This window comes from Streptomyces sp. NPDC104307 (assembly GCF_055584045.1).
Genome location: NZ_JBVJMU010000002.1, coordinates 110,353 through 134,995, shown reverse-complemented (window position 1 = coordinate 134,995; position 24,643 = coordinate 110,353). Strand labels below are relative to the sequence as shown.

20 protein-coding genes and 1 pseudogene are annotated in these 24,643 nt (G+C 71.7%); 12 read left to right on the top strand and 9 right to left on the bottom strand.

Going from position 1 to position 24,643, the window contains the following annotated elements:
• Nucleotides 1–13: 13 nt before the first annotated feature.
• Nucleotides 14–163, bottom strand: a pseudogene (locus ACZ601_RS07300) (GntR family transcriptional regulator); the annotation flags it as partial.
• A 574-nt stretch (nucleotides 164–737) separates the two neighbouring features.
• On the opposite strand from ACZ601_RS07300, the gene ppdK reads away from it, so the two are divergent.
• The 3 genes from ppdK to ACZ601_RS07285 all read left to right on the top strand — a co-directional run bounded on the left by ppdK (nucleotide 738) and on the right by ACZ601_RS07285 (nucleotide 5,509).
• The gene (ppdK, locus tag ACZ601_RS07295) at nucleotides 738–3,449 is read left to right on the top strand and encodes a pyruvate, phosphate dikinase (protein ID WP_469534168.1); all 2,712 of its coding nucleotides are present in this window, start codon (nucleotides 738–740) and stop codon (nucleotides 3,447–3,449) included.
• A 510-nt stretch (nucleotides 3,450–3,959) separates the two neighbouring features.
• A complete protein-coding gene (locus ACZ601_RS07290; RefSeq protein ID WP_469534165.1) occupies nucleotides 3,960–4,979 on the top strand; it encodes an ArsR/SmtB family transcription factor in 1,020 nt (339 codons plus the stop codon).
• Nucleotides 4,980–5,098: 119 nt separating this feature from the next.
• Complete coding sequence (locus ACZ601_RS07285) at nucleotides 5,099–5,509, top strand: VOC family protein (protein ID WP_440578360.1); 411 nt, start codon at nucleotides 5,099–5,101, stop codon at nucleotides 5,507–5,509.
• A gap of 18 nt (nucleotides 5,510–5,527) precedes the next feature.
• On the opposite strand, the gene ACZ601_RS07280 is transcribed toward ACZ601_RS07285, so the two are convergent.
• The 3 genes from ACZ601_RS07280 to nirB form a co-directional block, all read right to left on the bottom strand.
• Nucleotides 5,528–6,457, bottom strand: a complete 930-nt coding sequence (locus ACZ601_RS07280; RefSeq protein ID WP_469534161.1) for an oxidoreductase — start codon at nucleotides 6,455–6,457, stop codon at nucleotides 5,528–5,530.
• Between the two features lie 83 nt (nucleotides 6,458–6,540).
• A complete protein-coding gene (gene nirD, locus ACZ601_RS07275; RefSeq protein WP_469535247.1) occupies nucleotides 6,541–6,885 on the bottom strand; it encodes a nitrite reductase small subunit NirD in 345 nt (114 codons plus the stop codon).
• A 71-nt stretch (nucleotides 6,886–6,956) separates the two neighbouring features.
• Entirely contained in the window at nucleotides 6,957–9,551 is a 2,595-nt protein-coding gene (gene nirB / locus ACZ601_RS07270; RefSeq protein WP_469535244.1) for a nitrite reductase large subunit NirB, read from the bottom strand.
• Nucleotides 9,552–9,763: 212 nt separating this feature from the next.
• On the opposite strand from nirB, the gene ACZ601_RS07265 reads away from it, so the two are divergent.
• Entirely contained in the window at nucleotides 9,764–10,552 is a 789-nt protein-coding gene (locus tag ACZ601_RS07265; RefSeq protein WP_440578362.1) for a sulfite exporter TauE/SafE family protein, read from the top strand.
• 21 nt (nucleotides 10,553–10,573) lie between these two features.
• On the opposite strand, the gene ACZ601_RS07260 is transcribed toward ACZ601_RS07265, so the two are convergent.
• From ACZ601_RS07260 to ACZ601_RS07245, 4 genes are all read right to left on the bottom strand, one after another.
• Entirely contained in the window at nucleotides 10,574–11,197 is a 624-nt protein-coding gene (locus ACZ601_RS07260; RefSeq protein ID WP_469534158.1) for a class F sortase, read from the bottom strand.
• 99 nt (nucleotides 11,198–11,296) lie between these two features.
• Nucleotides 11,297–12,268, bottom strand: coding sequence for a hypothetical protein (locus ACZ601_RS07255; protein ID WP_469534155.1), 972 nt, complete (start codon nucleotides 12,266–12,268; stop codon nucleotides 11,297–11,299).
• A gap of 391 nt (nucleotides 12,269–12,659) precedes the next feature.
• A complete protein-coding gene (locus ACZ601_RS07250) occupies nucleotides 12,660–13,154 on the bottom strand; it encodes a DUF5990 family protein (protein WP_469534152.1) in 495 nt (164 codons plus the stop codon).
• 57 nt (nucleotides 13,155–13,211) lie between these two features.
• Entirely contained in the window at nucleotides 13,212–14,012 is an 801-nt protein-coding gene (locus tag ACZ601_RS07245; protein ID WP_469534150.1) for an aminotransferase class IV family protein, read from the bottom strand.
• An 87-nt stretch (nucleotides 14,013–14,099) separates the two neighbouring features.
• On the opposite strand from ACZ601_RS07245, the gene ACZ601_RS07240 reads away from it, so the two are divergent.
• Together ACZ601_RS07240 and cutA are read left to right on the top strand one after the other, a co-directional pair.
• Nucleotides 14,100–14,756 carry an NADPH-dependent FMN reductase gene (locus ACZ601_RS07240; RefSeq protein WP_469534147.1) on the top strand — a complete coding sequence of 219 codons (657 nt, stop codon included), beginning with the start codon at nucleotides 14,100–14,102 and terminating at the stop codon, nucleotides 14,754–14,756.
• Nucleotides 14,757–14,824: 68 nt separating this feature from the next.
• Nucleotides 14,825–15,214 carry a divalent-cation tolerance protein CutA gene (cutA, locus tag ACZ601_RS07235; protein WP_469534144.1) on the top strand — a complete coding sequence of 130 codons (390 nt, stop codon included), beginning with the start codon at nucleotides 14,825–14,827 and terminating at the stop codon, nucleotides 15,212–15,214.
• 31 nt (nucleotides 15,215–15,245) lie between these two features.
• Here the strand turns inward: cutA and ACZ601_RS07230 are convergent, their stop codons facing one another.
• Entirely contained in the window at nucleotides 15,246–15,983 is a 738-nt protein-coding gene (locus tag ACZ601_RS07230; RefSeq protein ID WP_469534142.1) for a SanA/YdcF family protein, read from the bottom strand.
• Between the two features lie 131 nt (nucleotides 15,984–16,114).
• On the opposite strand from ACZ601_RS07230, the gene ACZ601_RS07225 reads away from it, so the two are divergent.
• From ACZ601_RS07225 to ACZ601_RS07200, 6 genes are all read left to right on the top strand, one after another.
• The gene (locus ACZ601_RS07225; protein ID WP_469535241.1) at nucleotides 16,115–16,948 is read left to right on the top strand and encodes a Cof-type HAD-IIB family hydrolase; all 834 of its coding nucleotides are present in this window, start codon (nucleotides 16,115–16,117) and stop codon (nucleotides 16,946–16,948) included.
• Nucleotides 16,949–17,037: 89 nt separating this feature from the next.
• Nucleotides 17,038–17,979, top strand: a complete 942-nt coding sequence (locus ACZ601_RS07220) for a sirohydrochlorin chelatase (RefSeq protein ID WP_469534139.1) — start codon at nucleotides 17,038–17,040, stop codon at nucleotides 17,977–17,979.
• 36 nt (nucleotides 17,980–18,015) lie between these two features.
• Nucleotides 18,016–19,344, top strand: coding sequence for a deoxyguanosinetriphosphate triphosphohydrolase (locus ACZ601_RS07215; protein WP_469534136.1), 1,329 nt, complete (start codon nucleotides 18,016–18,018; stop codon nucleotides 19,342–19,344).
• Between the two features lie 244 nt (nucleotides 19,345–19,588).
• Nucleotides 19,589–20,848 carry an NAD(P)/FAD-dependent oxidoreductase gene (locus ACZ601_RS07210; RefSeq protein ID WP_469534133.1) on the top strand — a complete coding sequence of 420 codons (1,260 nt, stop codon included), beginning with the start codon at nucleotides 19,589–19,591 and terminating at the stop codon, nucleotides 20,846–20,848.
• Nucleotides 20,849–21,389: 541 nt separating this feature from the next.
• Nucleotides 21,390–23,309, top strand: coding sequence for a DNA primase (dnaG, locus tag ACZ601_RS07205; RefSeq protein ID WP_469534130.1), 1,920 nt, complete (start codon nucleotides 21,390–21,392; stop codon nucleotides 23,307–23,309).
• Between the two features lie 193 nt (nucleotides 23,310–23,502).
• Nucleotides 23,503–24,597, top strand: a complete 1,095-nt coding sequence (locus tag ACZ601_RS07200; protein ID WP_469534126.1) for an RNA polymerase sigma factor — start codon at nucleotides 23,503–23,505, stop codon at nucleotides 24,595–24,597.
• Nucleotides 24,598–24,643 lie beyond the last annotated feature (46 nt).

Sequence of the window (24,643 nt, the reverse complement as noted above, 5' to 3'; positions counted from 1 at the left end):
GGTACGGGAGGCCTCAGCCACCGACGCCCGGCCCGGCCCGCCGCTCCAGCGGGGCCGCCGCGGAGTTCATCACGTTGAAGACCATGCTCCCCGCCCGGTAGCGGTCGTCCGTCCACTCGATGGCCCGGCCCGCCGCCGTGTACGTCAGGTGCCGCTGCCGGAGGTCGTCGGCCGGGCCGTCCCGGACACCGCCGCTCATCTGAACCGGGGTCACCGGTGGGAGTGCCGTTCGCCCTGTTCAGCGCCTCACCCAGGAGTGTGGTGGACGCGGTGGTGGCCGTGGCCCCCGGGCGGGGGCGGACGTTCGCCCGTAGCCTGGACGAAGTGGACCTCGGGGTGCTGAGTGACTGCCTGAGGCGTCCGAATCCTGAAATCCGGGGTCCGGAATCAGCGTGATTCGCGCCACCTTTGATGAGGCACCCGCTCAAACGAGCGTATTGCCGACGGCTGCACTTCTGGAAGGTCTGGCACTCAGTGCCATGCATTAGCCTTCGGGAAGTGTACTCAGGTGCGCAGATGGTCGCTCAGATGAGTGTCAGTCCTCAAGAAATGACCATGTCGCCTTAAAGAGCTGAACGAAGAGCCTCGGCTTGATCGTCGGAGTGATTCTTTGGATCTGCTGGCGGACAGGTGGTTGCGGTCGCATGACGGCCAAGTGGACGTACCCAGACACCTTTGATCTGGGTATGTTCCTCGCCGTCAGGGCAGTCCACCGCGTCGTCGAGGAGTCGAGACCCGTGTCGGAAAACGAAGACCCGCAGAAGTTCGTCTACGACTTCACCGAGGGCAACAAGGATCTGAAGGACCTGCTCGGCGGGAAGGGTGCCAACCTCGCCGAGATGACCAACCTCGGGCTTCCCGTCCCTCCGGGCTTCACGATCACCACCGAGGCCTGCAAGGTCTACCTCGACAGCGGCGAGGAGCCGGCCGCCCTGCGCGACGAGGTGAGTGCGCACCTCGACGCCCTTGAGACGCGGATGGCCAAGAAGCTCGGCCAGTCGGACGACCCGCTGCTGGTCTCCGTCCGCTCCGGCGCCAAGTTCTCGATGCCGGGCATGATGGACACGGTCCTCAACATCGGCCTCTCCGACGCCTCCGTCCTCGGCCTCGTCGCCCAGTCCGGCGACGAGCGGTTCGCGTGGGACTCCTACCGCCGCCTCATCCAGATGTTCGGCAAGACCGTCCTCGGTGTCGACGGCGAGCTCTTCGAGGAGGCGCTGGAGGCCGCCAAGGAGGCCAAGGGTGTCAGCGTCGACGTCGACCTCGACGCGGCCGACCTCAAGAAGCTGGTCAAGCAGTTCAAGAAGATCGTCACCCGGGACGCCGGACGCGACTTCCCGCAGGACCCGCGCGAGCAGATGGACCTGGCCATAAAGGCCGTCTTCGACTCGTGGAACACCGACCGGGCCAAGCTCTACCGCCGCCAGGAGCGCATCCCGGGCGACCTCGGCACCGCGGTCAACGTCTGCTCGATGGTCTTCGGCAACCTCGGCCCCGACTCCGGTACGGGCGTCGCGTTCACCCGCGACCCGGCCAGCGGCCACCAGGGCGTCTACGGCGACTACCTGCAGAACGCGCAGGGCGAGGACGTCGTCGCCGGTATCCGCAACACCGTGGCGCTCGCCGATCTGGAGTCCATCGACAAGAAGTCGTACGACGAGCTGATCGCGATCATGGAGACGCTGGAGACCCACTACAAGGATCTCTGCGACATCGAGTTCACCATCGAGCGCGGCCGGCTGTGGATGCTCCAGACACGGGTCGGCAAGCGCACCGCCGGTGCCGCCTTCCGGATCGCCACCCAGCTCGTCGACCAGGGCCTCATCGACGAGGCCGAGGCCCTCCAGCGGGTCAACGGCGCGCAGCTGGCGCAGCTGATGTTCCCGCGCTTCGACGACGAGGCCGAGGTGCGGCTGCTCGGCCGGGGCATCGCCGCGTCGCCGGGCGCTGCGGTGGGCAAGGCCGTCTTCGACTCGTACACCGCGATCAAGTGGTCCCGGTCCGGCGAGAAGGTCATCCTGATCCGCCGTGAGACCAACCCCGACGACCTGGACGGCATGATCGCCGCAGAGGGCATCCTGACCTCGCGCGGCGGCAAGACCTCGCACGCCGCCGTCGTCGCCCGGGGCATGGGCAAGACCTGTGTCTGCGGCGCCGAGGAGATCGAGGTCGACACCAAGCGGCGCCGGCTGACGGCCGGGACCACCGTCGTGGAGGAGGGCGACCTCGTCTCCGTCGACGGTTCGACCGGCAAGGTCTACCTGGGTGAGGTACCCGTCGTGCCGTCGCCGGTCGTCGAGTACTTCGAGGGCCGGATGCACGCGGGCGCCGACGACGCCGACGAACTGGTCGCCGCCGTGCACCGGATCATGGCGTATGCGGACCGGGTGCGCAGGCTGCGGGTGCGGGCCAACGCGGACAACGCGGAGGACGCCCTGCGGGCCCGCCGCTTCGGCGCCCAGGGCATCGGGCTGTGCCGCACCGAGCACATGTTCCTCGGTGAGCGCCGCGAGATGGTCGAGAAGCTGATCCTGGCCGACACCGACCAGGAGCGGGAGACGGCCCTCGAACAGCTGCTGCCGCTCCAGAAGGCCGACTTCATCGAGCTGTTCGAGGCGATGGACGGACTGCCCGTCACCGTACGGCTGCTCGACCCGCCGCTGCACGAGTTCCTGCCCGACATCACTGAACTGTCGGTCCGGGTGGCGCTCGCGGAGTCCCGCAAGGACGCCAACGAGAACGACCTCAGGCTCCTCCAGGCGGTGCACAAGCTGCACGAGCAGAACCCGATGCTCGGTCTGCGCGGGGTCCGGCTCGGTCTCGTCATCCCGGGACTGTTCGCCATGCAGGTACGGGCGATCGCGGAGGCCGCCGCCGAGCGCAAGAACGCCAAGAGCGATCCGCGCGCCGAGATCATGATCCCGCTCGTCGGCACGGTCCAGGAGCTGGAGATCGTCCGCGAGGAGGCGGACCGGGTCATCGCGGAGGTCCAGGCCGCCACCGGCACGAACCTCAAGCTGAAGATCGGCACGATGATCGAGCTGCCGCGTGCCGCGCTGACCGCCGGTCAGATCGCGGAGGCGGCCGAGTTCTTCTCCTTCGGCACCAACGACCTGACCCAGACGGTGTGGGGCTTCTCCCGCGACGACGTGGAGGCCTCGTTCTTCACCGCGTACCTGGAGAAGGGCATCTTCGGTGTGTCGCCGTTCGAGACGATCGACAAGGACGGCGTCGGCTCACTGGTGCGCAGCGCCGTCGCGGCAGGGCGGGCGACCCGGCCGGACCTGAAGCTCGGGATCTGCGGCGAGCACGGCGGCGACCCGGAGTCGGTGCACTTCTTCCACGAGGTGGGCCTGGACTACGTCTCCTGCTCGCCCTTCCGCATTCCGGTGGCCCGCCTTGAGGCGGGCCGGGCGGCGGCGGAGTCGCGCGGCAGCGACAGCCGCTGAACCACCTGAACCACCTGAACCACCTGAACCACCTGAACCACCTGAACCACTGATTCCGCAGGGGCCGCCGGTCGGGGCGACCCTCACCGGACCGGCGTCCGGCGCGGAATTCCCCGGAGGCGGCGGCACCCTGTGCGGGGGTGCCGCCGCCTCGTCATGTCCGCCGCGCAATGTCCGCCACCCATTGCTTCGTTCAATGCGCAAAGAGATAGTCCGGAACAGACCGGGGTGCGGTTCATGGATCCCCATCCATGAACCGCACCCCGCTTACCCCCGTCGGGTACGGAGCCGCACCATTGCCGACCGCCGCCGAACGAGCGAAACCCCCCACGGCCTTCACTCGCTCTTCCGGTGGCTCTGGAATCGCAACCCGACGTCGTACAGCTTTTCGGGTGACACCAGGTCGGGGCGAGACGTTTCACCTCTGGCCGAAACCCCGTGGTGACGTGGTGTGACTGTTCGCATACCCTTGCGTGGGGGTAATTGCAGGTGCAAGCGGGTGGGGGTTCGGTGCTGCGTATCCATATATCCGGGTGGGACCTTTCCAGGGTGCGGATGGCCACCGGGCCGGACGCATTGTGGGAGACCATTCTCAGTTTTCACCGGCTGAGGGACCGGCGTGCTTCAACGGTGTTCGGGAAATGGCGCACGGAAACCCGCCCCCGGTTGAATGGTGAAGTACGTCTGCTGTCCGCCGTGGTTCCACCGCGCGGCTATTTCCCGGACTTCCTGACGCCTTCTCAGGAAGGTTCGGAACCGCTGGATTTCGGCACCGGAGTGGAGGTGCTGCGCGATACCCCGGCCGAGCGCCTGCGCGCCGAGCTGTCGATGCTCGGCGCCGAGGGGCACACCGACAGCCGTACCGGCACGGCCCGGCGGACGGTCCGGCCGGTACGGCTGGACGCGCTGCGGGAAGGGCGCTCCGAGCCCCTGGGCCGTCTCATCGGGGCCCTGCGCGGCTACCACCGCGCCGCGGTCGAACCGTACTGGCCGCACATCCAGGCGAGCGTCGAGGCCGACCGCGCGGTCCGGGGACGCGCGCTGCTGGACGGCGGCCCGGAAGAGCTGCTCGCCTCGCTCCCGCCGGTGATCCGCTGGCGGGCCCCGGTGCTGGAGGCCGACTACCCGGTCGACCGCGAACTGCGGCTGGACGGCCGGGGGCTGCTCCTCCAGCCGTCGTTCTTCTGCCGGGGCGCCCCCGTCGTCCTGCGCGATCCGCTGCTGCCGCCGGTGCTCGTCTACCCGGTCGGCCACGCCGGCGCCCCGGCCTTCGCGGAACCCGGCCCCTGGCTCGGCCGGCTCCTCGGCCACACCCGCTCGACGGTCCTGCGGACCATCGGTGACGGCTGCACGACCAGTGAGCTCGCCCGCCGGGCCGGGGTCTCCCTGGCGTCGGCGAGCCAGCACGCCTGTGTGCTGCGCGAGGCGGGCCTGGTGCACACCCTGCGCCACGGCAGCTCGGTCCTGCACACGGTGACCCCGCTGGGCGGCTCGCTGCTCCGGGGCGGCGCGCCGCTCGCCGTCCCGTGAGCGGCGCGCGTACATTTCCCGCCCGGCACCGATGAGTTTCCGGCGGCCCCGGCGTCTACCTGTCGTAACGCGTTCACACCACGCGCACAGGATCGAACCACCGAGAGAGTGAGACGGCCATGCCTCAGATGATCTTCGTGAACCTGCCGGTCAAGGACCTGGAGACGACCAAGGGGTTCTTCGGGAAACTGGGCTACTCGTTCAACCCGCAGTTCAGCGACGACCGCACCGCCTGTCTCGTCATCAGCGACACGATTTTCGCCATGCTGCTGGAGGAGCCGCGCTTCAAGGACTTCACCAAGAAGGAGATCGCGGACGCCTCGACGACCACCGAGGTGATCCTCGCGCTCAGCGCCGACAGCCGGGAGAAGGTGGACGAGCTGGTCGACACCGCCCTCGCCTCCGGCGGATCCCCCTCCGGTGAGACGCAGGACCTCGGCTTCATGTACGGCCGGTCCTTCCAGGACCCCGACCACCACAACTGGGAGGTCGTGTGGATGGACCCGTCCGCCGTCGAGGGCCAGAGCTGAGCCCGCCCCAGGGCGGAATCAGACCCCGAGGCCCGCGAAGGTGACGCCGGTCAGCTGCTCCGACGCCACCCACAGCCGCTCGCTCGCCACGTCGTTGAGCGTCCAGCCCGCCCGCCAGGAGGGAGCGGGTTCGCCGCGCCACCCCAGCACCCTCGGCCCGGTGAACGAGTCGGGCCGGACGCCCGGCGCGGTGGCCGCGTACAGGGTGGGCAGGGCGCCCGCGGCCGCGGGCTGGGCGATGATCCGGTTGCCGAACTCGATGACCCGCTCCGCCGCCCTGCGGTTCTCCATCCGGACGCCCGCCGTCTGCAGGTTGGTCGACGCGTAGCCCGGGTGCGCGGCGGCGGCGACCAGCCCGCTGCCGATGGCGGCGGTCCGCCGGGCCAGCTCGTGGACGAACAGCAGGTTGGCCGTCTTCGAGCGGCCGTAGGCGATCCAGCGGCGGTAGTTCCGCTCGCTGTTGAGGTCGCCCATGTCGATGTTGGACAGGACGTGGAGGCCGCTGGACACGCTCACCACCCGTGCGCCCGGGGTGGCGAGCAGCTTCGGCAGCAGCAGCCCGGTGAGGGCGAAGTGCCCGAGGTGGTTCACGCCGAACTGGGTCTCGAAACCGTCGGCGGTCCTCCGGTACGGGAGGGCCATCACCCCGGCGTTGTTGATCAGCAGGTCGAGCCGGTCCGGGGTGTACGCCGCGGCGAACTCCCGTACCGACGAAAGATCGGCCAGATCCAGCCGGGCGAACTCCACGTCCGCGTCCGGCACCGCGCCGCGGATGCGGGCCGCCGCCTCCTTGCCGCGCCGCTCGTCACGACAGGCGAGCAGCACCCGGGCACCGTGCCGTGCCAGCTCCCGTGCGGTGATCAGCCCGAGACCGCTGTTGGCTCCCGTCACCACGGCCGTGCGGCCGCTCTGGTCGGGAATGTCGTTCGCGTACCGGCGCTGGGTCATGGATCAAGCGTACGACCGGACGGACCGATAGCCGGAAGGGGCCGTTCCGCCCGCCCGCCCGCCCGCCCGCCCGCCCACTCAGCTCAGTCCGCGCGGACCTCGAAGACCGCGACGGTGACCTCGTCGTCGTCCAGGCAGGCCCCCGTCGCCAGGTCGAAGCGCTGCTTCAGCAGCGGTGAGGCGACGAACGGCTGCCCGCCGTCCGATCCGACCAGGCCCCGTGACAGGACATAAGCCCCGGTGAACGGGTCGCGGTTGTCGATCGCGTACGTACGTCCCGCACGGTCCAGGAACACCGCGGCCTGCCTGCCGTCCGGGAGCAGCGCCGCGACCCCCCGGCCGGGGGTGAGCAGCGAACGGTCGCAGACGGCAAGCCAGTCGCCCCCGGCGGCGAGCCGCACGACCCGGGTGTCCCGAGCGGTCTCCATCGTCTCGGCAGTCGTCCCCGAGGTCGTCCCCGTAGGCGTCTCGGCAGTCGTTTCGGTCATCGTCCGGGCGGTCATGAGGCGGTCCCTTCGAGCGTGCGGACGGCGAGGACCGGGCCGGCGAGGATCTCCAGGTCGGGCTTGACCTGGTCGCGTTCCGGGACGAACCTCACCGACGGGTCGGGTGCGTCGGGTGCGTTGACGAAGGTGACGAAGCGGCGCAGCCGCTCCGGGTCGTTGATGGTCTCGGCCCATTCGTCGCGGTAGCCGCGGACGTGGTCGGCCATCAGCCGCTCCAGCTCGTCGCAGAGCCCGAGCGAGTCGTGCACGACGACGTCGCGTACGTGGTCCAGGCCGCCCTCGATGCGGTCCAGCCAGGTGGAGGTGCGCTCCAGCCGGTCCGCGGTGCGGATGTAGAACATCAGGAACCGGTCGATCAGGCGCACCAGTTCGGCGTCGGACAGGTCCTGGGCGAGCAGGTCGGCGTGGCGCGGGGTGGCTCCGCCGTTGCCGCCCACGTACAGGTTCCAGCCGCCGGCGGTGGCGATGATCCCGAAGTCCTTGCCGCGGGCCTCCGCGCACTCCCGGGCGCAGCCCGAGACCGCCGACTTCAGCTTGTGCGGGGAGCGCAGGCCCCGGTAGCGCAGCTCCAGGTCGATCGCCATCTTCACCGAGTCCTGCACGCCGTAGCGGCACCAGGTCTGCCCCACACAGGACTTGACCGTCCGCAGCGACTTCCCGTACGCGTGACCCGACTCGAAGCCCGCGTCGACCAGCCGGGTCCAGATCAGCGGCAGCTGTTCGACGCGGGCGCCGAACAGGTCGATGCGCTGGCCACCGGTGATCTTGGTGTAGAGGCCGAAGTCCCGTGCCACCTCGCCGATCACGATCAGTTTCTCCGGAGTGATCTCGCCGCCGGGGATGCGCGGCACGATCGAGTACGAGCCGTTGCGCTGGAGGTTGGCGAGGAAGTGGTCGTTGGTGTCCTGGAGCGCGGCCTGCTCGCCGTCCAGCACATAGCCGCTCGCGCCGACCGTGGGCGCCAGCGAGGCGATGACCGAGCCCACCGTGGGCTTGCAGACCTCGCAGCCGTCGCCGCCCCGGGCCGCTTCCCGGCCGTGCGAGTCGAGCAGCTCGGCGTACGAGGTGATCTCCAGGGTGCGGACGATCTCGTACAGCTCGCCGCGGGTGTACGGGAAGCAGCCGCACAGGCCCTTGTCCTGGCTCTGCGGGAGCAGCTGCCCGATGACCTTGACGCAACTGCCGCAGCCGGTACCGGCCTTGGTGCACTTCTTCACCTCGGGCAGCGTGCCGTGCTGGCAGACCGCGCCCTTGGTGACGTTGTGGCAGGAGCAGATCACCGCGTCGTCGGGCAGCGCGGACGGGCCGAGGACGGCCGGACCGCCCGTACCGGCGGGCAGCACCAGCTGCTCGGGGGCGACCGGCAGGACGGTGCCCGTCATCGGCCGCAGCATGCCGTACTGGTCCGCGTCCCCGATGAGCACCCCGCCGAGCAGCGTGCCGTCCCGCCCGATCACCAGCTTCTTGTAGACGCCGGAGCGGGCGTCCGCGTACACCACGTCGAGGCAGCCCTCCGAGGTGCCGTGCGCGTCACCGAAGGAGGCGACGTCCACCCCCAGCAGCTTCAGCTTCGTCGACATATCGGCACCGGTGAACGACGCCTTCCCGCCCGCGACCACCTCGGCCGCGGTCTGCGCCATCTCGTAGCCCGGCGCGACCAGTCCGTACACCCGGCCGTCCGGGGCGAGCGCGCACTCACCGATCGCGAAGACCGCCGGGTCCGAGGTGCGGCACTCCTCGTCCACGACGATGCCGCCGCGCTGCCCGACCGCCAGACCGCACTCCCGGGCCAGCTGGTCGCGGGGGCGGACCCCGGCGGAGAAGACCACCAGATCCGTGGACAGCGTCGAGCCGTCGGAGAGCGACATCCCGTTCACCGAGCCGTCCTCGCCAGCCGTCACCTCCTGGGTGCCGACACCCGTGTGCACGGTGAGGCCCATGTTCTCGACGGTGCGCAGCAGCGCCGCACCCCCGCCCTCGTCCACCTGTACCGGCATCAGCCGGGGCGCGAACTCCACCACGTGCGTGTCGAGGCCGAGCCCCTTCAGCGCGCCCGCGGCCTCCAGGCCGAGCAGTCCGCCGCCGACGACCGCGCCGGTCGTCGCCGTCCTCGCGTACTCCTCGATCGCGAGCAGGTCCTCGATGGTGCGGTAGACGAAACAGCCCTCGGTGTCCTTGCCGGGGACCGGCGGGACGAATGGGTAGGAGCCGGTGGCCAGGACCAAGGTGTCGTAGCCGAAGGTCTCTCCGGAGCGCGCGGTGACGGTGCGCGCCGCCCGGTCCACGGACTCCGCCGGGTCGCCGAGACGCAGCTCGAAGCCGTGCCGCTCCATGAAGCCGGGCTCGGCCAGCGACAGCTCGTCCGGGGTGCGCCCCGAGAAGTACGAGGACAGCTGTACCCGGTCGTAGGCGGCGCGCGGCTCCTCGCAGAGGACGACGACCCTGGCGGTGCCGGCCGCGCCGGTCAGCCCGCGCTCCGCGAGGGCCTCCAGGAACCGCTGGCCGACCATCCCGTGTCCGACGACCACCAGGGTCGGCACGGCCGCGGAGCGGGAGGCGCGGGCGGTCGGGGAAGTGGACACCGGCATCTCGGGAGCCTCCGTCGTTGGTGAGCGGGTGGAGCCGCCGGAGCGGGGGAGCCCGGCCTGTCTGCTCATGAGGGAAGCGTGTCCGGTGGGTGTTACCCGTCCGGTTCTCCGCTGTTTCCCGGCGGGAACCTTGCGCTCAGCGCCGGTGGCGGCGGCCTGTGAGGGGGGAACGGGTTGGACGCGACACGTGCCGTTTCCTTAAGGTCGCGATCATGCCTGACATAACCGTGACCACCCTCGTCGTGCTGTGCCTCGCCGCGGGCGCGGCCGGCTGGATCGACGCGGTGGTCGGCGGCGGCGGACTGCTCCTGCTGCCCGCACTGCTGCTGGGACTGCCGCACGTCCCCGCCGCGCACATCCTCGGCACCAACAAGGCGGTCGCCATCGTCGGCACGTCGGGCGCCGCCGTCGCCTACGCGCGCAAGGCGCCGGTGAAGGTCGGTACGGCGTTGCGGATCGGCCTCGCGGCGCTGGCGGGATCGATGACCGGTGCCTTCTTCGCCGCCGGGATCAGCAGCGAGGTGCTGCGTCCGGTGATCATGGTGGTGCTGCTGGCGGTCGCGGCGTTCGTGATGCTGCGGCCCCGGTTCGGCAGGGCGGCGGAGGACGGTACGGCTCCGCAGGTCACCCGGGCCCGTACCGTCACCGCGATCGTCCTGGTCGGCGGCGGCATCGGCCTGTACGACGGGTTGTTCGGGCCGGGCACCGGCACCTTCCTGGTGCTGGCGCTGACTGCGGTGCTCCACTTGGATCTGGTGACGGCCTCGGCCACCGCGAAGATCGTCAACGTCTGCACCAACGCCGGCGCGCTGGCGATGTTCGCCTACCAGGGCAACGTGATGTGGCAGCTGGCCGGTCTGATGGCGGTGTTCAACCTGGCGGGCGGCCTGATGGGGGCGCGGATGGCGCTCAGCAGGGGCAGCGAGTTCGTCCGCGGGGTGCTGCTGGTCGTGGTGTTCTCGCTGGTCGCGAAGCTCGCCTTCGACCAGTGGAACGCCTGAGCGCCGGAGCGCGGCCGGGGGTCAGCGGACCGAGGTGAGGTGTGCGTACGCCACCACGTTGCCCTCGTAACCCGTGGATTCGGAGAATCCGCCGCCGCAGGTGATGAGCCGCAGCGAGGCGTGTTCGGAGGAGCCGTAGACCCGCTTGTCGGGGAAGTCCTCGCTCTCGTAGACCTCGATGGCGTCGAGTGCGAAGACGGCGGTGCGGCCGTCCTGCCGGTCCACTTCAACGGTGCTGCCCTTCTTCAGTGAGCCGAGGTCGTAGAAGACGGACGGGCCCTGCGCGTTGTCGACATGACCGGCCACGATCGCACTGCCCTTGGCGCCCGGCGGGGTGCCGTCCTTGTACCAGCCGACGATGTCGGTGTTCCCGGCCGGAGGCACGTCGAGGCTGCCGTCGGGGCCGAGCCCGAGCCGCATCATCGGGGCGTCCACCCGGATGGCGGGAATCCGGATGCGGACGGGGGCCGAGGGGCGCAGGGGTTCGGCGACCGGCGATCCCGGCAGCAGTTCCGGTCCGGCGGCGAAGGCCTCGGCGGAGGCCGGTCCCGGCGGGGTCAGCCGGGTGTCGGCGCCGTTCCGGATCAGCCAGACACCGGCCAGCGCCGCGACGACGAGCAGCCAGCCCTTGGCCTTCTGGGACACGGTCGTCCTCCGGGTGACGAGGCGGATGTGCGGTCCCGTCCCGGTGGCGCTGGGCCACCGGGACGGGAACCAGGCGGTACGGAGAGGTGGAAGTCTCCGTCAGCTGTCGTCCCGCGTGCCGCTCGCCCGGCGACGCAGGAGCCAGGCTCCGCCGACGGCGGTCGCGGCGAGAACGCCGGCGCCCGCCGCGATCTGGGTGGTGTCCGGTCCGACGCTGCCGCCGACACCGGTCTTGACGTGCCCCGTGGGGGCGGTGGGGGCGGCCGAGGTGCGGTGGCCGGAGGGGGTCTCGTGGTCCGAGGAGTTATCGCGCCCGGTGGAACTGTCGTGGGACGCGGAGCTGTCGTCGCGTCCGGCGGAGCTGTCGTGCGTGCCGGAGCTCTCGTGCCCGGACGGGCTCGGCCGCTCGCTGGAGGTGCCCCGGCCCGGAGCCGTGGGGGAGTCCGGCACGAGGGCCGAACCGGCTGCCTCGGCCTCGTCGAGCCCGGTCGAGTCGTAGGCCGAGGGGTCGCTGCCCGCATCGGCTGCCGGGGAATCGGCTGAGGAGCTGGCCGGGGAATCGGCCGGGGAGTCGTACGCGGAGGAGTCGTACGCCGAGGAGTCGCCGCTGTCCGCGGGGGAGCGGTCGTCCGAGCCGTCCGGGGCCGGGGCCGTCCGGGTTGCGGCGCCGTCCTCGCCTGTGGTGCCGGCGGCCTCCACCTCGATCTCGCCGGTGGCCTTCTTGCCGTTCTCGCAGGCCACATCGATGCTGTACGGGCCGGGTTCGACATTGCCCGGTACCCGGAACGAACCGGCCAGGACCTCCTTGAGGGTGGCCGGTGCCAGCGTGAAACGCGAGGCCTCCAGAGACCCCGCGTCGCCCGTCGCGCCGGTGTCGCTCCCGCAGGCCTTGGTGTTCACGGTGACCGTGGTGCCCGGGGCCGCGCTCGCCGGGGTGATCTCCAGCGAGCCCGGTTCGTCCGCGTACGCCGAAGGGGCGGCGGCGCAGAGTCCGAGCGCGGCGGCGGCGAGGGCCGAGGCGGCGAGGGCCGAGGCGGCGGTGCCGGTCACGAGGCGAGCAGGACTGCGCATGGGGTTTCCTCCGAGCAAGGGGCGCTGGCGGGTGTGTCCTGGCTCCGAGCTAACGGCCGGGTGGCCGCCCACGCCTGCTGACACCGAGTCAGCTGTCACCCGTCCGGACCGGCGCAGCCTCCTTGCCACGCGGTATGCGTGCAGGTCAGGGCGGTCGTGGCGGGGGAGGCGCGGCCTCCTTCCGCGACCGGTGCCGATCGGGTGATGGCGCCCGTAGTAGATGTGGCGCACATCACATGCATGACTCTGTGGTCGAGGGGCACACGCATCACACCCCCCACGGGACGGCGTCCCCTCGCCGCCTCCGGCCGTCGCCCTCGTCGGGCCCGCCCCCCCCTGGGCCCGACGGGGGCGGCTCCTTGTCCGGTGTCCCGCGCCAGGGCCGAGGCGCTCACTCCGGCGCGGTGGCGGACCACTCGATGACCGGGGGCCTGACCCGGCCGCACAGCGGCCCGCCCTTGGCGTCGGAGAGCGGCAGACGGGCGGTGAGGTGCCCGGAGCGCGCGGCTGCCCGCAGGATGTCCGCGTCGATGTCGGCGAACATCAGCTTGGCCCGCCGGAACATCGAGAAGAGGCCGCTCTCGTCGACCGTGCCCCAGGACAGGTAGACGAACCGCCCGCCGAGCCTGTTCTGCACGTACGGCCCGCTGATCTCGACCCCGTCCGCGGTGGCGGCGGCCGTGCAGTCCAGGGTCCAGGAGGCCGACGGGGCGTCGCCCGGAAGCGGCCCGAGGAGTTCGCCGGGCCGGTCCTTGCGCTGGACGCCCACGTGGATGTTCTCGTACCCGTCGAAGTCGCCGCCGGGCCCGCAGGCGCGGCCGGGCAGGCGTGAGCCCTCGATGTGGATCTGCGTGCGCGACTGCGGGCCTTCGGTGGGGATCTCCATGCGTCCCATGGTCCCCTCTCGGCGGCCCGCCCCCGCCCCCTGTCCGGGCCGCGCGGCTCAGACGGTGTCCCAGGGCGCCCTGTCGTAGGCCGCCGCCAGCCGCGTCATCAGCCGCTCGTCCACCGCGAACGCGGTGTCATCGATCCGCCGGACCGGCGCGATGCCCTGCGAGTTGGTGACGAACGCCGACCGGTAGGCCGCCAGTCCGTCCAGCGTCACCGGGCTCCGCCGCGACCGGATCCCGGCGCCGGGGAACTCCCGCTCCAGCAGCGCCATGGTGGTGCCGAGCAGCGCGGGAGCCTGGGGCCAGACGACCGAATCGCCGTCCCAGAAACCGATGTTGGTGAACGCCCCCTCGGTCACCGAGCCGTCCGGCAGGGTCAGCAGCGCATCGTCGAAGCCCGCGCGTGAGGCGAGATTCCCGTAGTACGTCTGGCCGAACTCGCCGGGCCGCTTGAGGTGCGGCACGGCACGGGCGTACGGCACCGACATCATGCTCTTCGGGTCCGCGGGCAGCCTCGCGGGTCCGCGCACCGTGACCATGACGGTCGTCGCGTCCGCACCCGGCGGCAGGAATCCGTGCACCCGCACCGAGCCGTCCGCGGCCCCCGCGCCCCGTAGCGCGTGCCGGATGAGTTCACGTACCCGCCCGCCGTCCAGCGGGAGTTCGAAGAGTGCCCGGTTCGCGCTGTCCAGCCGGTCCAGGTGCAGACCGAGTCCGCGTACCCGGCCCTCCCTGACCTGCATGGCGGTGAAGTGGCCGTAGGTGAAGAGGGCGGCGGTCCGCAGATCGTCCTCGGTGGCCGGATGTCCGTCGAACTCGGCGTACGGGACCGGTGCGGCTGCTGGCGTCGTCATGCCTGCCACCGTATGCCGACGCGCCGGGCGGACGGGTGGCTGCCCGGCGCTTGACCTCAACCATGATTGAGGTGTGAGTCTCGACCCATGGACCTCACCACAGCCGCCACCACACCCGCCACCACACCCGCCGGCGCGGACCGCGCCACCGATGGAGCCCCGGCCGATGCCCCGCTGAAGGTCGCGGTCATCCTCGCCAGCAACCGCGAGGGCCGCTTCGCCCCCGTCGTCTCCCGCTGGTTCCTCTCCCACACCAGCGGCCACCCGGACATCGAGACCGACCTGGTCGACATCGCCGCACTCGACCTGCCGACCGCCCTCTCGTACCGCCCCGGACCCGAGGACCAGGCCCTGTTGGCCGATGTCTCGGCCCAGCTGGCGGACGCCGACGCCTTCGTCGTCGTCACCCCCGAGTACAACCACTCCTACCCGGCCCCGCTCAAGAACCTCATCGACTGGCACCGCGCCGAGTGGCAGGCCAAGCCCGTCGCCTTCGTCTCCTACGGCGGGGTCTCCGGCGGACTGCGCGCGGTCGAGCACCTGCGGCAGGTCTTCGCCGAGCTGCACAGCGTCTCGATCCGCGACACCGTCTCCTTCCACAACGCCGGCGCGCTGTTCGACGACGAGGGCAGGCACAAGGACCCGGCCGGTGCCGACGCCGCCGCGAAGTCGCTGCTCGATCAGCTGGTGTGGTGGGGCCGGGCCCTGCGGGAGGCGAAGAAGGTACGGCCGTACGGCAGCTGACCGGGCACCGGCCGGACCGGTACCCGACAATCGGTGCAGGAGTGCCGCCGAGCCCGAGGAGACCGAAGGTGACTTCGCCCGCATGGCTGACCGTTCTGACCACGACGGACAGCGAGGAGAAGGCCCGGCTGCTGGCGCGGGGCGTGGTGGAGGCGCGGCTCGCCGCCTGCGTGCAGATCTCCGCGCCCGTCATCTCCGTCTACCGGTGGGAGAACGCCGTCGAGACCACGCAGGAGTGGCAGCTGCTCCTCAAGACGACGGCCGAGCGGTACGAGGAGCTGGAGGCCCATCTCCAGGAGGCGCACGACTACGACACCCCGGAGATCATCGCGATCCCGGTGGTACGGGGCAGCGCCGGCTACCTCGGCTGGGTCTCGGCGGAGACCGCCCCGGTCACCTCGTCCTCCCCGGGCACATCGCAGAACCCGGGAGCACCGGGCACCTCGGGAGGGAGCTGACGGCCCCCGTGCCTCCAGCGACGGCCCGCGTTCACCGCGCGTCCGCCGCGAGGGCCGCTTCCACCCCCTCCTCCCGGGGCCCCAGGAAGTGCGGGTCGGGCTTGAACAGCGCGTCCAGGGCCGCTTTCCCCGCTGCGGCGATCTCCCGCGTCCCGCCGTAGTACCAGGTCACATCGTGTACGGCGTCGACCCCGACGCCGTACGCGTCGATGCCCGCCGCCCGGCACAGCGCGATCGCCCGCCGGACATGGAAGCCCTGGGTGATCAGCAGGGCCCGGTCCACCCCGAAGATCTTCTTGGCCCGGACGCACGAGTCCCAGGTGTCGAAGCCCGCGAAGTCGCTGACGATCCTGCTGTCCGGCACCCCGTGCCGGACCAGGAACGTACGCATCGCGTCCGGCTCGTCGTACTCCACCCGGCTGTTGTCACCGGTCACCAGCACGACCTTCACCTTCTTGTCCCGGTACAGCTCCGCCGCGGCCCGCAGCCGGTTCGCCAGATACGGGGACGGCTTCCCGTCCCACAGCCCCGCCCCGAACACCACGGCAACCTGCTGCGCGGGCGCGTCCGCCGCCGTCCTGACCCGGGCGTCCGCGACCGAGTACATCCAGGTGGCGGGCGCCAGGCCCAGCACACAGGCAACCATCAGCCCCTGGACCGCCCGCCGCCTCCCGCGCCGGGTCCTCGGCAGCCAGGACCGCAGCCGGGCGGCCGTCCTCGCGAGCCCGCCCCGGCCGTCCGCCGCTGCTCCCCGTCGCTTCAGCCGCATGGAGCGCCCCCGTTCCTGTCTGTCCTGTGTCGTACCGTGCCGAAGTGTCCCTCTGTGACTTGACGACAGGACGGCCCAAAGGGTTCTCCGCGAAAGGCCGTCGGTAGCATCGGCCGATGCTGCTCCCACGACTGATCGCCTCTGACCTCGACGGCACCCTGCTGCGCGACGACGGCACGCTGTCGCCCCGCACCCTGCGCGCCCTGCGCGCGGCCGAGGGCGCCGGGGCGGAGATCGTCATCGTCACCGCCCGCCCGCCCCGGTTCGTCGACCGGCTCGCGGAGGCCACCGGCCTCATCGGTACGGCGGTGTGCAGCAACGGCGCCATGGTGTACGACATCGCCACCCGCACCGTCGTCTCCTCCCGCCTCCTCTCCCTGGTCACCGCCCGGCGGGTGGTCACCGCGCTGGCCGCCGCCCTGCCCGAGGTGGGCTTCGCCCTGGAGACCGGCGACCAGGTGCGGTACGAACCGGCCTTCCGGATGCGGTTCGCCGAGGACGGCGCCGAGATCCCCGTACCCTCCCTCGCCGACCTGTGGCTCACCGAGGCCCCCATCACCAAGCTGCTCGCCTGGTCGGACCGGCTCGACGCGGACACCCTGATGGCGGCGGCCCGGCCGGGCGCGGGCAGCGACGTACAGCTGACCCACTCCGGCGGGCGCGGGCTGCTGGAGATCAGCGCGCAGGGCGTCACCAAGGCCGGCACCCTGGCGATGCTGTGCGCCGGACGGGGCATCGAAGCGGCCGAGGTCATCGCCTTCGGGGACATGCCCAACGACCTCACCGTCCTCGACTGGGCCGGCACCGGCTACGCGATGGCCAACGCCCACCCGGCCGTGCTGGCCGCCGTCCCGGCGCACACCGTCAGCAACGAGGAGGACGGCGTGGCCCACGTCATCGAACGGCTGCTGGCCGAGGCCAACGCCCTTCATGGAGCGGCCGCCGCCGCGGCAGAGGCCGTCTGACAACAACCCCGGCCGTGCGGTGAGGAGCCGGAAAACACCCGTGACCGGCGCGCAACGACGCGGCAACCTGCACCCGGCACCATCGGCTCATGACGGAGCCGGCACCGGAACGCCCGCAGGAACCCCTGCCCCTCGACAGCACGGCGCAACTGCTGAGCCGCATCACCGCACAGCTCGACACCCAGCTCAGCCTTGTCTCCCTGAACGGAACCCGACGGCCCATGCACCGCACCCGGCCCCAGCCCGCACCGGGCGGCGCGAGCCCACTGACACCCGCCGCCCCCGCCCTGGTCGCCGTCGCGCACGGCAGCCGGGACCCGCAGGCGCTGCACACGGTGACGCGGCTGCTCGACCGGGTGCGGGAGCTGCGGCCGGGGCTCGACGTCCGGCTCGGGCACATCGAGCTCAACGCACCCCTCCTGCCGGAGACCCTGGAGGCCCTGGGCGACGGCGAGGCGGTCCTGGTGCCGCTGCTGCTGGGGCGCGGGTACCACGTCAAGCAGGACATCCCGGAAGCCGTCGCCGGCGCCCCGGCCCTGCGCACCCGGACCGCCGCGCCGCTCGGCCCGCACCCGTTGCTGGTCGAGGCGCTGCACGGCCGGCTCACCGAGGCGGGGTGGCGGCCGGAGGACGACGGGAGCCGCGGCAGCGCGGTGGTCCTCGCCGCCGCCGGTTCGCGCGATCCCGAATCGGCCGCCGACACCCGCCGCACCGCGCGCCTGCTCAGCGAACGGCTCGGCGGGGTGCCCGTCGTCCCGGCGTACGCCTCAGCCGCGACGCCCACCGTCCCGGCCGCCCTGCGCGCGCTGGCCGCCCGGGGCCGCCGGCGGGTCGCCGTCGCCGGGTACTTCACCGCCCCCGGACGCTTCGCCTCGGCCGCGGCCAGGGACGCGCCGTGGATCGCCGCCGCCCCGCTCGGTGCGCACCCGGCGATGGCCCGGCTGCTGCTGCACCGCTACGACCAGGCACGGGCCGCCGGGGTCCCGGCACAGGAAACTCCGATGAACATACATTTCCTGGCATCCGCCTGAGCCCTCTTGTCGGTCCGGCCGATTAGTGTCGTCGTCATGGACGGCACGCACGGCACGACCCACGCGCACAGCACGCACGCATCGGACACGGCGCCCTACAGCGCCGCCGACACCGAGCGCTGGGACACCGAGGAGGACAAGAGGCCCGGCCGCACCGCCTTCCAGCGCGACCGCGCCCGGGTGCTCCACTCCGCCGCGCTGCGCAGGCTCGCCGGGAAGACCCAGGTGGTCACCCCGGGCACCCGCAGCTTCGCCTGGGACGCCAGCCCCCGCACCCGTCTCACCCACTCCCTGGAGTGCGCCCAGGTCGGCCGCGAACTCGGCGCCGCACTCGGCTGCGACCCGGACCTCGTCGAGGCGGCCTGCCTCTCCCACGACATGGGCCACCCGCCCTTCGGGCACAACGGCGAACAGGCGCTCAACGACTTCGCCTCCGACTGCGGCGGATTCGAGGGGAACGCCCAGTCGCTGCGGCTGCTGACCCGGCTCGAACCGAAGCGGTTCGTCCCCGACCCGCGTACCGGCGAGCCGGCCAGCGTCGGGCTCAACCTGACCCGCGCCGCCCTCGACGCCGCCACCAAATACCCCTGGCCCCGGGGCGCCCACCCCACGGACCCGGGCTCACCGAAGTTCGGCGTCTACGAGGACGACCTGCCGGTCTTCGACTGGTTCCGCAAGGGCGCCCCGCAGGACCGCAAGTGCTTCGAGGCCCAGGTGATGGACTGGTCCGACGACGTGGCGTACTCCGTCCACGACTTCGAGGACGGCCTGCACGCCGGGCACATCGACCCCAACTGCCTGGACGCAGAGCCGGAACGCCAGGAGATCTGGCAGGTCGCCATCGGACGCTACGTCCCGGCGGACACCGACCCGCAGGAACTGTCCGACGCGCTGGACCGGCTCATGGGCCAGGACTGGTGGCCGCACGGCTACGACGGCTCCGCCGTCGCCCAGGCCCGGCTGAAGGACGCCACGAGCCAGCTGATCGGCCGGTTCTGCCTCGCCGCGGAGACCGGCACCCGCAAGGCGTACGGCACCGGCCGGCTCGGCAGATACGGCGCCGAGCTCGTCGTGCCCCGCGAGGCCCGCAACGAATGCGCGGTGCTCAAGGCGGTCGCCGACCGCTACGTCATGCAGCGCGCCGAACAGGAGGCGATCCGCGCCGACCAGCGGATCGTCATCGCGGAACTGGCCGCGGCCCTGACCGCCCGCGCGCCCGAGGGCCTTGAACCGCAACTGCGGGCGCTGTACGAGGCCGCGCCCGACGACCGCGCCCGCAAGCGCGTCCTGGTCGACCAGATCGCCGCCCTGACCGACGCGTCGGCCCGCACCCTGCACCAGTCGCTCGGCACGCCCGGCCGATGACCCCGCACCGCACCCCTCCCGCGCGGCTGCGCCGCCGACGATGTGACAGATGGTGTGCTGGGGGGCGCGTACCGCGTGGCCCGCTGCGTACCTGCCACCCTGTTCCCCGTGGTGCGGTACCGGTTCGCGGACCGGCCCATGACCACTGGGTGTGACCTGATCGGGTCCCACCCTCTTTCGCCATCACGCTGCGTGCGGGACGCTCGCAGTTGGCGCCGCGCAGCAAGCACCGAGGAGGCATCAAGTGGTCGACGCACATCGGACGTTCGTCATTGTCGGCGGAGGACTGGCCGGAGCGAAGGCGGCGGAGACGCTTCGCTCGGCGGGATTCAGCGGCCGGGTCATCCTGGTCGGCGATGAGCGCGACCATCCCTACGAACGCCCGCCGCTCTCCAAGGGGTACCTGGCCGGCAAGGAGGAACGCGACAGCGTCTTCGTCCACGAGACGGCCTGGTACGCGGGGGCCGACATCGAGCTCCACCTCGGCCAGCCCGTCACCGTACTGAACCGGGACGCCCGCTCCGTGGAGCTCGGCGACGGCACCGTCATCCACTACGACAAGCTGCTCCTGGCCACCGGCGCCGAGCCGCGCCGCCTCGAAATCCCCGGTACGGACCTGGCGGGCGTCCACCACCTGCGCCGCCTCGCCCACTCCGACCGGCTGCGCAACGTACTGGCCGCGCTCGGCCGCGACAACGGCCATCTGGTGATCGCCGGAGCCGGCTGGATCGGCCTGGAGGTCGCGGCGGCGGCCCGTGGATACGGCGCGGAGGTCACCGTCGTCGAACCGGAGTCGACCCCGCTGCTGAAGGTCATCGGCCCCGAGCTGGGCCAGCTCTTCACCGACCTGCACAGCGACCACGGCGTCCGCTTCCACTTCGGCGGCCGGCTCACCGAGATCGTCGGCCAGGACGGCATGGTGCTCGCGGTCCGCACCGACGACGGCGAGGAGCACCCCGCCCACGACGTCCTCGCCGCGATCGGGGCCGCCCCGCGCGCCGCCCTCGCGGAGGCCGCCGGACTCGACATCGCCCCGCGCGCCGAGGGCGGCGGCATCGCCGTGGACGCCTCGCTGCGCACCAGCGACCCGCACATCTACGCCGCGGGTGACGTCGCCAACGTCGCCCACCCGGGGCTCGGCGCCCGGCTGCGGGTGGAGCACTGGGCCAACGCGCTGAACAGCGGTCCGGCGGCGGCCCGCGCCATGCTCGGCCAGGAGGTCTCCTACGACCGGGTGCCGTACTTCTTCTCCGACCAGTACGACCTCGGCCTGGAGTACTCGGGCTGGGCCCCGCCCGGCAGCTACGACCAGGTGGTGATCCGCGGCGACGCCGGCAAGCGCGAGTTCATCGCGTTCTGGCTGAAGGACGGCAAGGTGCTCGCCGGGATGAACGTCAACGTGTGGGACGTCACCGACACCGTGCAGGAGCTGATCAAGACCGGCCAGCCGGTCGACCCGGACGCGCTGGCCGACCCGTCGGTGCCGCTGGAGTCCCTGATCTGAGCGGTTACCCCTTGCCGGGGTGCGGGTGCTCCGCCGGGTGCGGGGTGCGCCTGCCCGGTGGGTGGGGGTTCGGTGTCCCTCCGGGGCGTCTCCTCAAACGACGAACGTGCGGGGGGTCCGCAATGAGTACCCGGGTCTGTGTTCGTCGTCCTGCGGGGACTCCCCTGCACGCCCCCGAACCCGCTCCGTCGCGCGTCTGCGACAGCAGCTGGGCCGGTGTGCAGACGCGACTGGGCCTGGGGTGGGGACGTGCAGGGGAGTCCCCGCAGAAAATGGCGTACGACCCGGGTCCCTCACGTACCCGGGTGAACACGCCATTTTTGAGGAGACGCCCCGGAGGGGCACCGCCCCCCACCCACGAGGGCAGGCGCACTCCACGGGGTACCCGCACAAAATCAAGCCCGTCCGGCGATTGAGGACGGAACCGGAGCGCCGGGCGGGCCCGCACCCCACGGAACCCCGCACCCCAAGACCCCGCACCCCAAGACCCCGCGCGCCCGCCCGGCCGAGGGCTGTCGTATCCCACCCGTAGACTTCACTCGTGGCAGGCAGGATCAATGACGACGACGTGAAGGCGGTACGGGACGCGGTCCCGATCGACGCCGTCGTTTCCGAGTACCTCCAGCTCCGCAACGCGGGCGGTGGAAACCTCAAGGGCCTGTGCCCCTTCCACGACGAGAAGTCCCCCTCCTTCCAGGTCAGTCCGAGCAAGGGTCTCTTCCACTGCTTCGGCTGCCAGGAGGGCGGCGACACGATCGCCTTCGTGCAGAAGATCGACCACCTGACCTTCGCCGAGGTCGTCGAGCGGCTCGCCGCCAAGGCCGGCATCACGCTGCGGTACGAGGAGGGCGGGTACAACCCCTCCCACCAGCGTGGCGAGCGGATCAGGCTGGTCGAGGCGCACAAGGCGGCCGCCCAGTTCTACGTCGAGCAGCTCGACGGCCCCGAGGCCGAGATCGGCCGCAAGTTCCTCGCCGAGCGCGGCTTCGACCAGGCCGCCGCCGCCCACTTCGGCGTCGGCTACAGCCCGGCCGGCTGGGACCACCTCACCCGTTACCTGCGCGGCAAGGGCTTCAGCGACAAGGAGCTGATCGCCTCCGGCATCTCCCAGGACGGCAGGCGCGGCCCCATCGACCGCTTCCGGGGCCGGCTGATGTGGCCGATCAGCGACACCGCCGGGGACATCGTCGGCTTCGGCGCCCGCAAACTGCGCGACGACGACAACGGCCCGAAGTACCTCAACACCCCAGAGACCGCGATCTACAAGAAGTCCCAGGTGCTGTACGGCATCGACCTGGCCAAGAAGGACATCGCGAAGGCCAGCCGGGCGGTCGTCGTCGAGGGCTACACCGACGTGATGGCCTGCCACCTCGCCGGGATCACCACCGCCATCGCCACCTGCGGCACCGCGTTCGGCGGCGACCACATCAAGATCCTCCGCCGCCTCCTGATGGACAACGGCAGCGCCCGGGTGATCTTCACCTTCGACGGGGACGCGGCAGGTCAGAAGGCCGCGCTGCGCGCCTTCGAGGACGACCAGAAATTCGCCGCGGAGACCTACATCGCGATCGCCCCGGACAACATGGACCCCTGCGATCTGCGCCTCGCCAAGGGTGACGAAGCTGTCCGCGACCTGGTGGAACCCCGCACTCCGCTCTTCGAGTTCGCGCTCCGCCAGATCGTCGGCCGCTACGACCTGGAGACGCCGGCCGGCCGCGCCGCCGCGCTCGACGAGGCCGCCCCCGTCGTCGCCAAGATCAAGACGGGCAGCGTGCAGCGCGAGGTCGCCGTCCAGCTGGCCGGCTTCGTCGGCATCCTGGACCAGGAGTACGTCGTGCACCGGGTCAATCAGCTCGCCCAGTGGGCCCGGAGCCGGGGCGGCGACCAGCGCGGACCCACGCGCCCCTCCTCCCGCGCCGGATCGCAGCACCAGCAGCCCCAGCCCCCCGCCGGACCGTCCGGACCCTCCGGCCCCGCGCTCAACCTCCGCAGCCCGGCCCACCGCACCGAGCGCGAGCTGCTCAAGCTCGCCCTGCAGAAGCCCGCCCTGGTCTCCCCGGCCTTCGACGCCTACGGGGTGGACGAGTTCACCGCCCCGCCGTACGCCGCGGTCCGCCAGTGCATCGCGGAGGCGGGCGGCGCCGAGCTCGGCGTCCCCGAGACCCGCGAGTACCTCGTCCAGGTGCTCGACGCGACCCCCAACGAAACGGTGCGCAAGCTGGTCACCGAGCTGGCGGTCGAGGTCTTCCACGGCAAGTCCATCGACGAGGCCTACGCGGGCGAACACCTGGTCAAGGTCCGGCTGCGGGCCGTCGACCGCCGGATCGACGACGTCCAGGGCAGCCTTGCCCGGCTCGGCAGCAATGTCGCCCCGGACCATCTGGCCGCCGCGCAGAACGAGGTCTGGGTCCTCCAGCAGTACGCCCAGTCCCTGCGCAACAGTGGAGCCGACGCGCTCTGACCGCGCCGCGAGCGTCCCGGGCAACCCCTCGGTAACCGCCCGGTCTCAGAAAGTCCCCGCACGCCCCTCGTGGCAGCTGTGTGTCGTACCCCACACTGGGTGGCGGTGCCTGAGTCATCGGAGCGCGGCCGGCCCACCGACCGGTGGTCCTCCATCCCCGCGGTCCGGCAGCGATCACCTGGAGGTCGCCCCCGTGCAGACCCGGACCGTGAGCGAGACCGAGCATGTCGCGGCTGTCCCCGCGCAGCACCGGGCCGTACGTCATCCGGAGGCCGCGGCGGACCCGCCGCCGTCCGAGCCGTCCGAGGCGGTCATGGAGGAGTCGGCGGAGCTGCCCGAGCCCCCGCCGCCGCCGCGCGGACGGCCGGACACGGGAGGGCCGTCCTCCGACCTGTTCCGCCAGTACCTGCGGGAGATCGGCCGCATCCCGCTGCTCACCGCCGCCGACGAGGTGGAGCTCGCGCGCAGCGTCGAGGCCGGGCTGTTCGCGGAGGAGCGCCTCGCCCGCACCCCGGACCCCGACACCCGCCTCGCCGTTGATCTGGACCGTCTCGTCGTCATGGGCCGGATGGCCAAACGCCGTCTCATAGAGGCCAACCTGCGCCTGGTCGTCTCCGTGGCCAAGCGCTTCGTGGGTCGTGGACTGACCATGCTCGACCTGGTCCAGGAGGGAAACCTCGGACTGATCCGGGCCGTCGAGAAGTTCGACTACGCCCGCGGCTACAAGTTCTCGACGTACGCGACGTGGTGGATCCGGCAGGCCATGTCCCGCGCGCTGGCCGACCAGGCGCGGACCATAAGGGTCCCGGTCCATGTCGTCGAACTGATCAACCGCGTCGTACGGGTCCAGCGCCGGATGCTCCAGGAACGGGGCTACGAACCGACGCACGAGGAGGTCGCCGCCCAGCTCGACCTGACCCCGGAGCGGGTGGGCGAGGTGCTGCGGCTGGCCCAGGAACCCGTCTCCCTGCATGCCCCGGTCGGGGAGGAGGACGACGTCTCGCTGGGCGATCTGATCGAGGACGGCGACGCCGCGTCCCCCGTCGAGTCCGCCGCGTTCCTGCTGCTGCGCGAACACCTGGAAGTGGTGCTCTCCACGCTCAACGAGCGCGAGCGGAAGGTGGTCCAGCTGCGGTACGGGCTGGCCGACGGCCGGCCCCGCACGCTTGAGGAGATCGGCCGGATCTTCGGCGTGACCCGCGAACGCATCCGCCAGATCGAGTCCAAGACCCTCAACAAGCTCCGGGACCACGCCTTCGCCGACCAGCTCCGCGGCTACCTCGACTGACGCGCACACGCACGTACGGGCCGGGGCAGCCGCAGAGCGGCTCAGG

What these genes read in the sequence shown, in the direction of transcription:
- nirD (WP_469535247.1), bottom strand. Translation starts at nt 6,885, where the DNA reads ATGGAGACCGCTCGGGACACCCGGGTCGTGCGGCTCGCCGCCGGGGGC.
- ACZ601_RS07215 (WP_469534136.1), top strand. Translation starts at nt 18,016, where the DNA reads ATGGACGGCACGCACGGCACGACCCACGCGCACAGCACGCACGCATCG.
- ACZ601_RS07245 (WP_469534150.1), bottom strand. Translation starts at nt 14,012, where the DNA reads ATGACGACGCCAGCAGCCGCACCGGTCCCGTACGCCGAGTTCGACGGA.
- nirB (WP_469535244.1), bottom strand. Translation starts at nt 9,551, where the DNA reads ATGCCGGTGTCCACTTCCCCGACCGCCCGCGCCTCCCGCTCCGCGGCC.
- ACZ601_RS07285 (WP_440578360.1), top strand. Translation starts at nt 5,099, where the DNA reads ATGCCTCAGATGATCTTCGTGAACCTGCCGGTCAAGGACCTGGAGACG.
- ACZ601_RS07280 (WP_469534161.1), bottom strand. Translation starts at nt 6,457, where the DNA reads ATGACCCAGCGCCGGTACGCGAACGACATTCCCGACCAGAGCGGCCGC.
- ACZ601_RS07220 (WP_469534139.1), top strand. Translation starts at nt 17,038, where the DNA reads ATGACGGAGCCGGCACCGGAACGCCCGCAGGAACCCCTGCCCCTCGAC.
- ACZ601_RS07250 (WP_469534152.1), bottom strand. Translation starts at nt 13,154, where the DNA reads ATGGAGATCCCCACCGAAGGCCCGCAGTCGCGCACGCAGATCCACATC.
- ACZ601_RS07255 (WP_469534155.1), bottom strand. Translation starts at nt 12,268, where the DNA reads ATGCGCAGTCCTGCTCGCCTCGTGACCGGCACCGCCGCCTCGGCCCTC.
- ACZ601_RS07230 (WP_469534142.1), bottom strand. Translation starts at nt 15,983, where the DNA reads ATGCGGCTGAAGCGACGGGGAGCAGCGGCGGACGGCCGGGGCGGGCTC.
- ACZ601_RS07265 (WP_440578362.1), top strand. Translation starts at nt 9,764, where the DNA reads ATGCCTGACATAACCGTGACCACCCTCGTCGTGCTGTGCCTCGCCGCG.
- ACZ601_RS07240 (WP_469534147.1), top strand. Translation starts at nt 14,100, where the DNA reads ATGGACCTCACCACAGCCGCCACCACACCCGCCACCACACCCGCCGGC.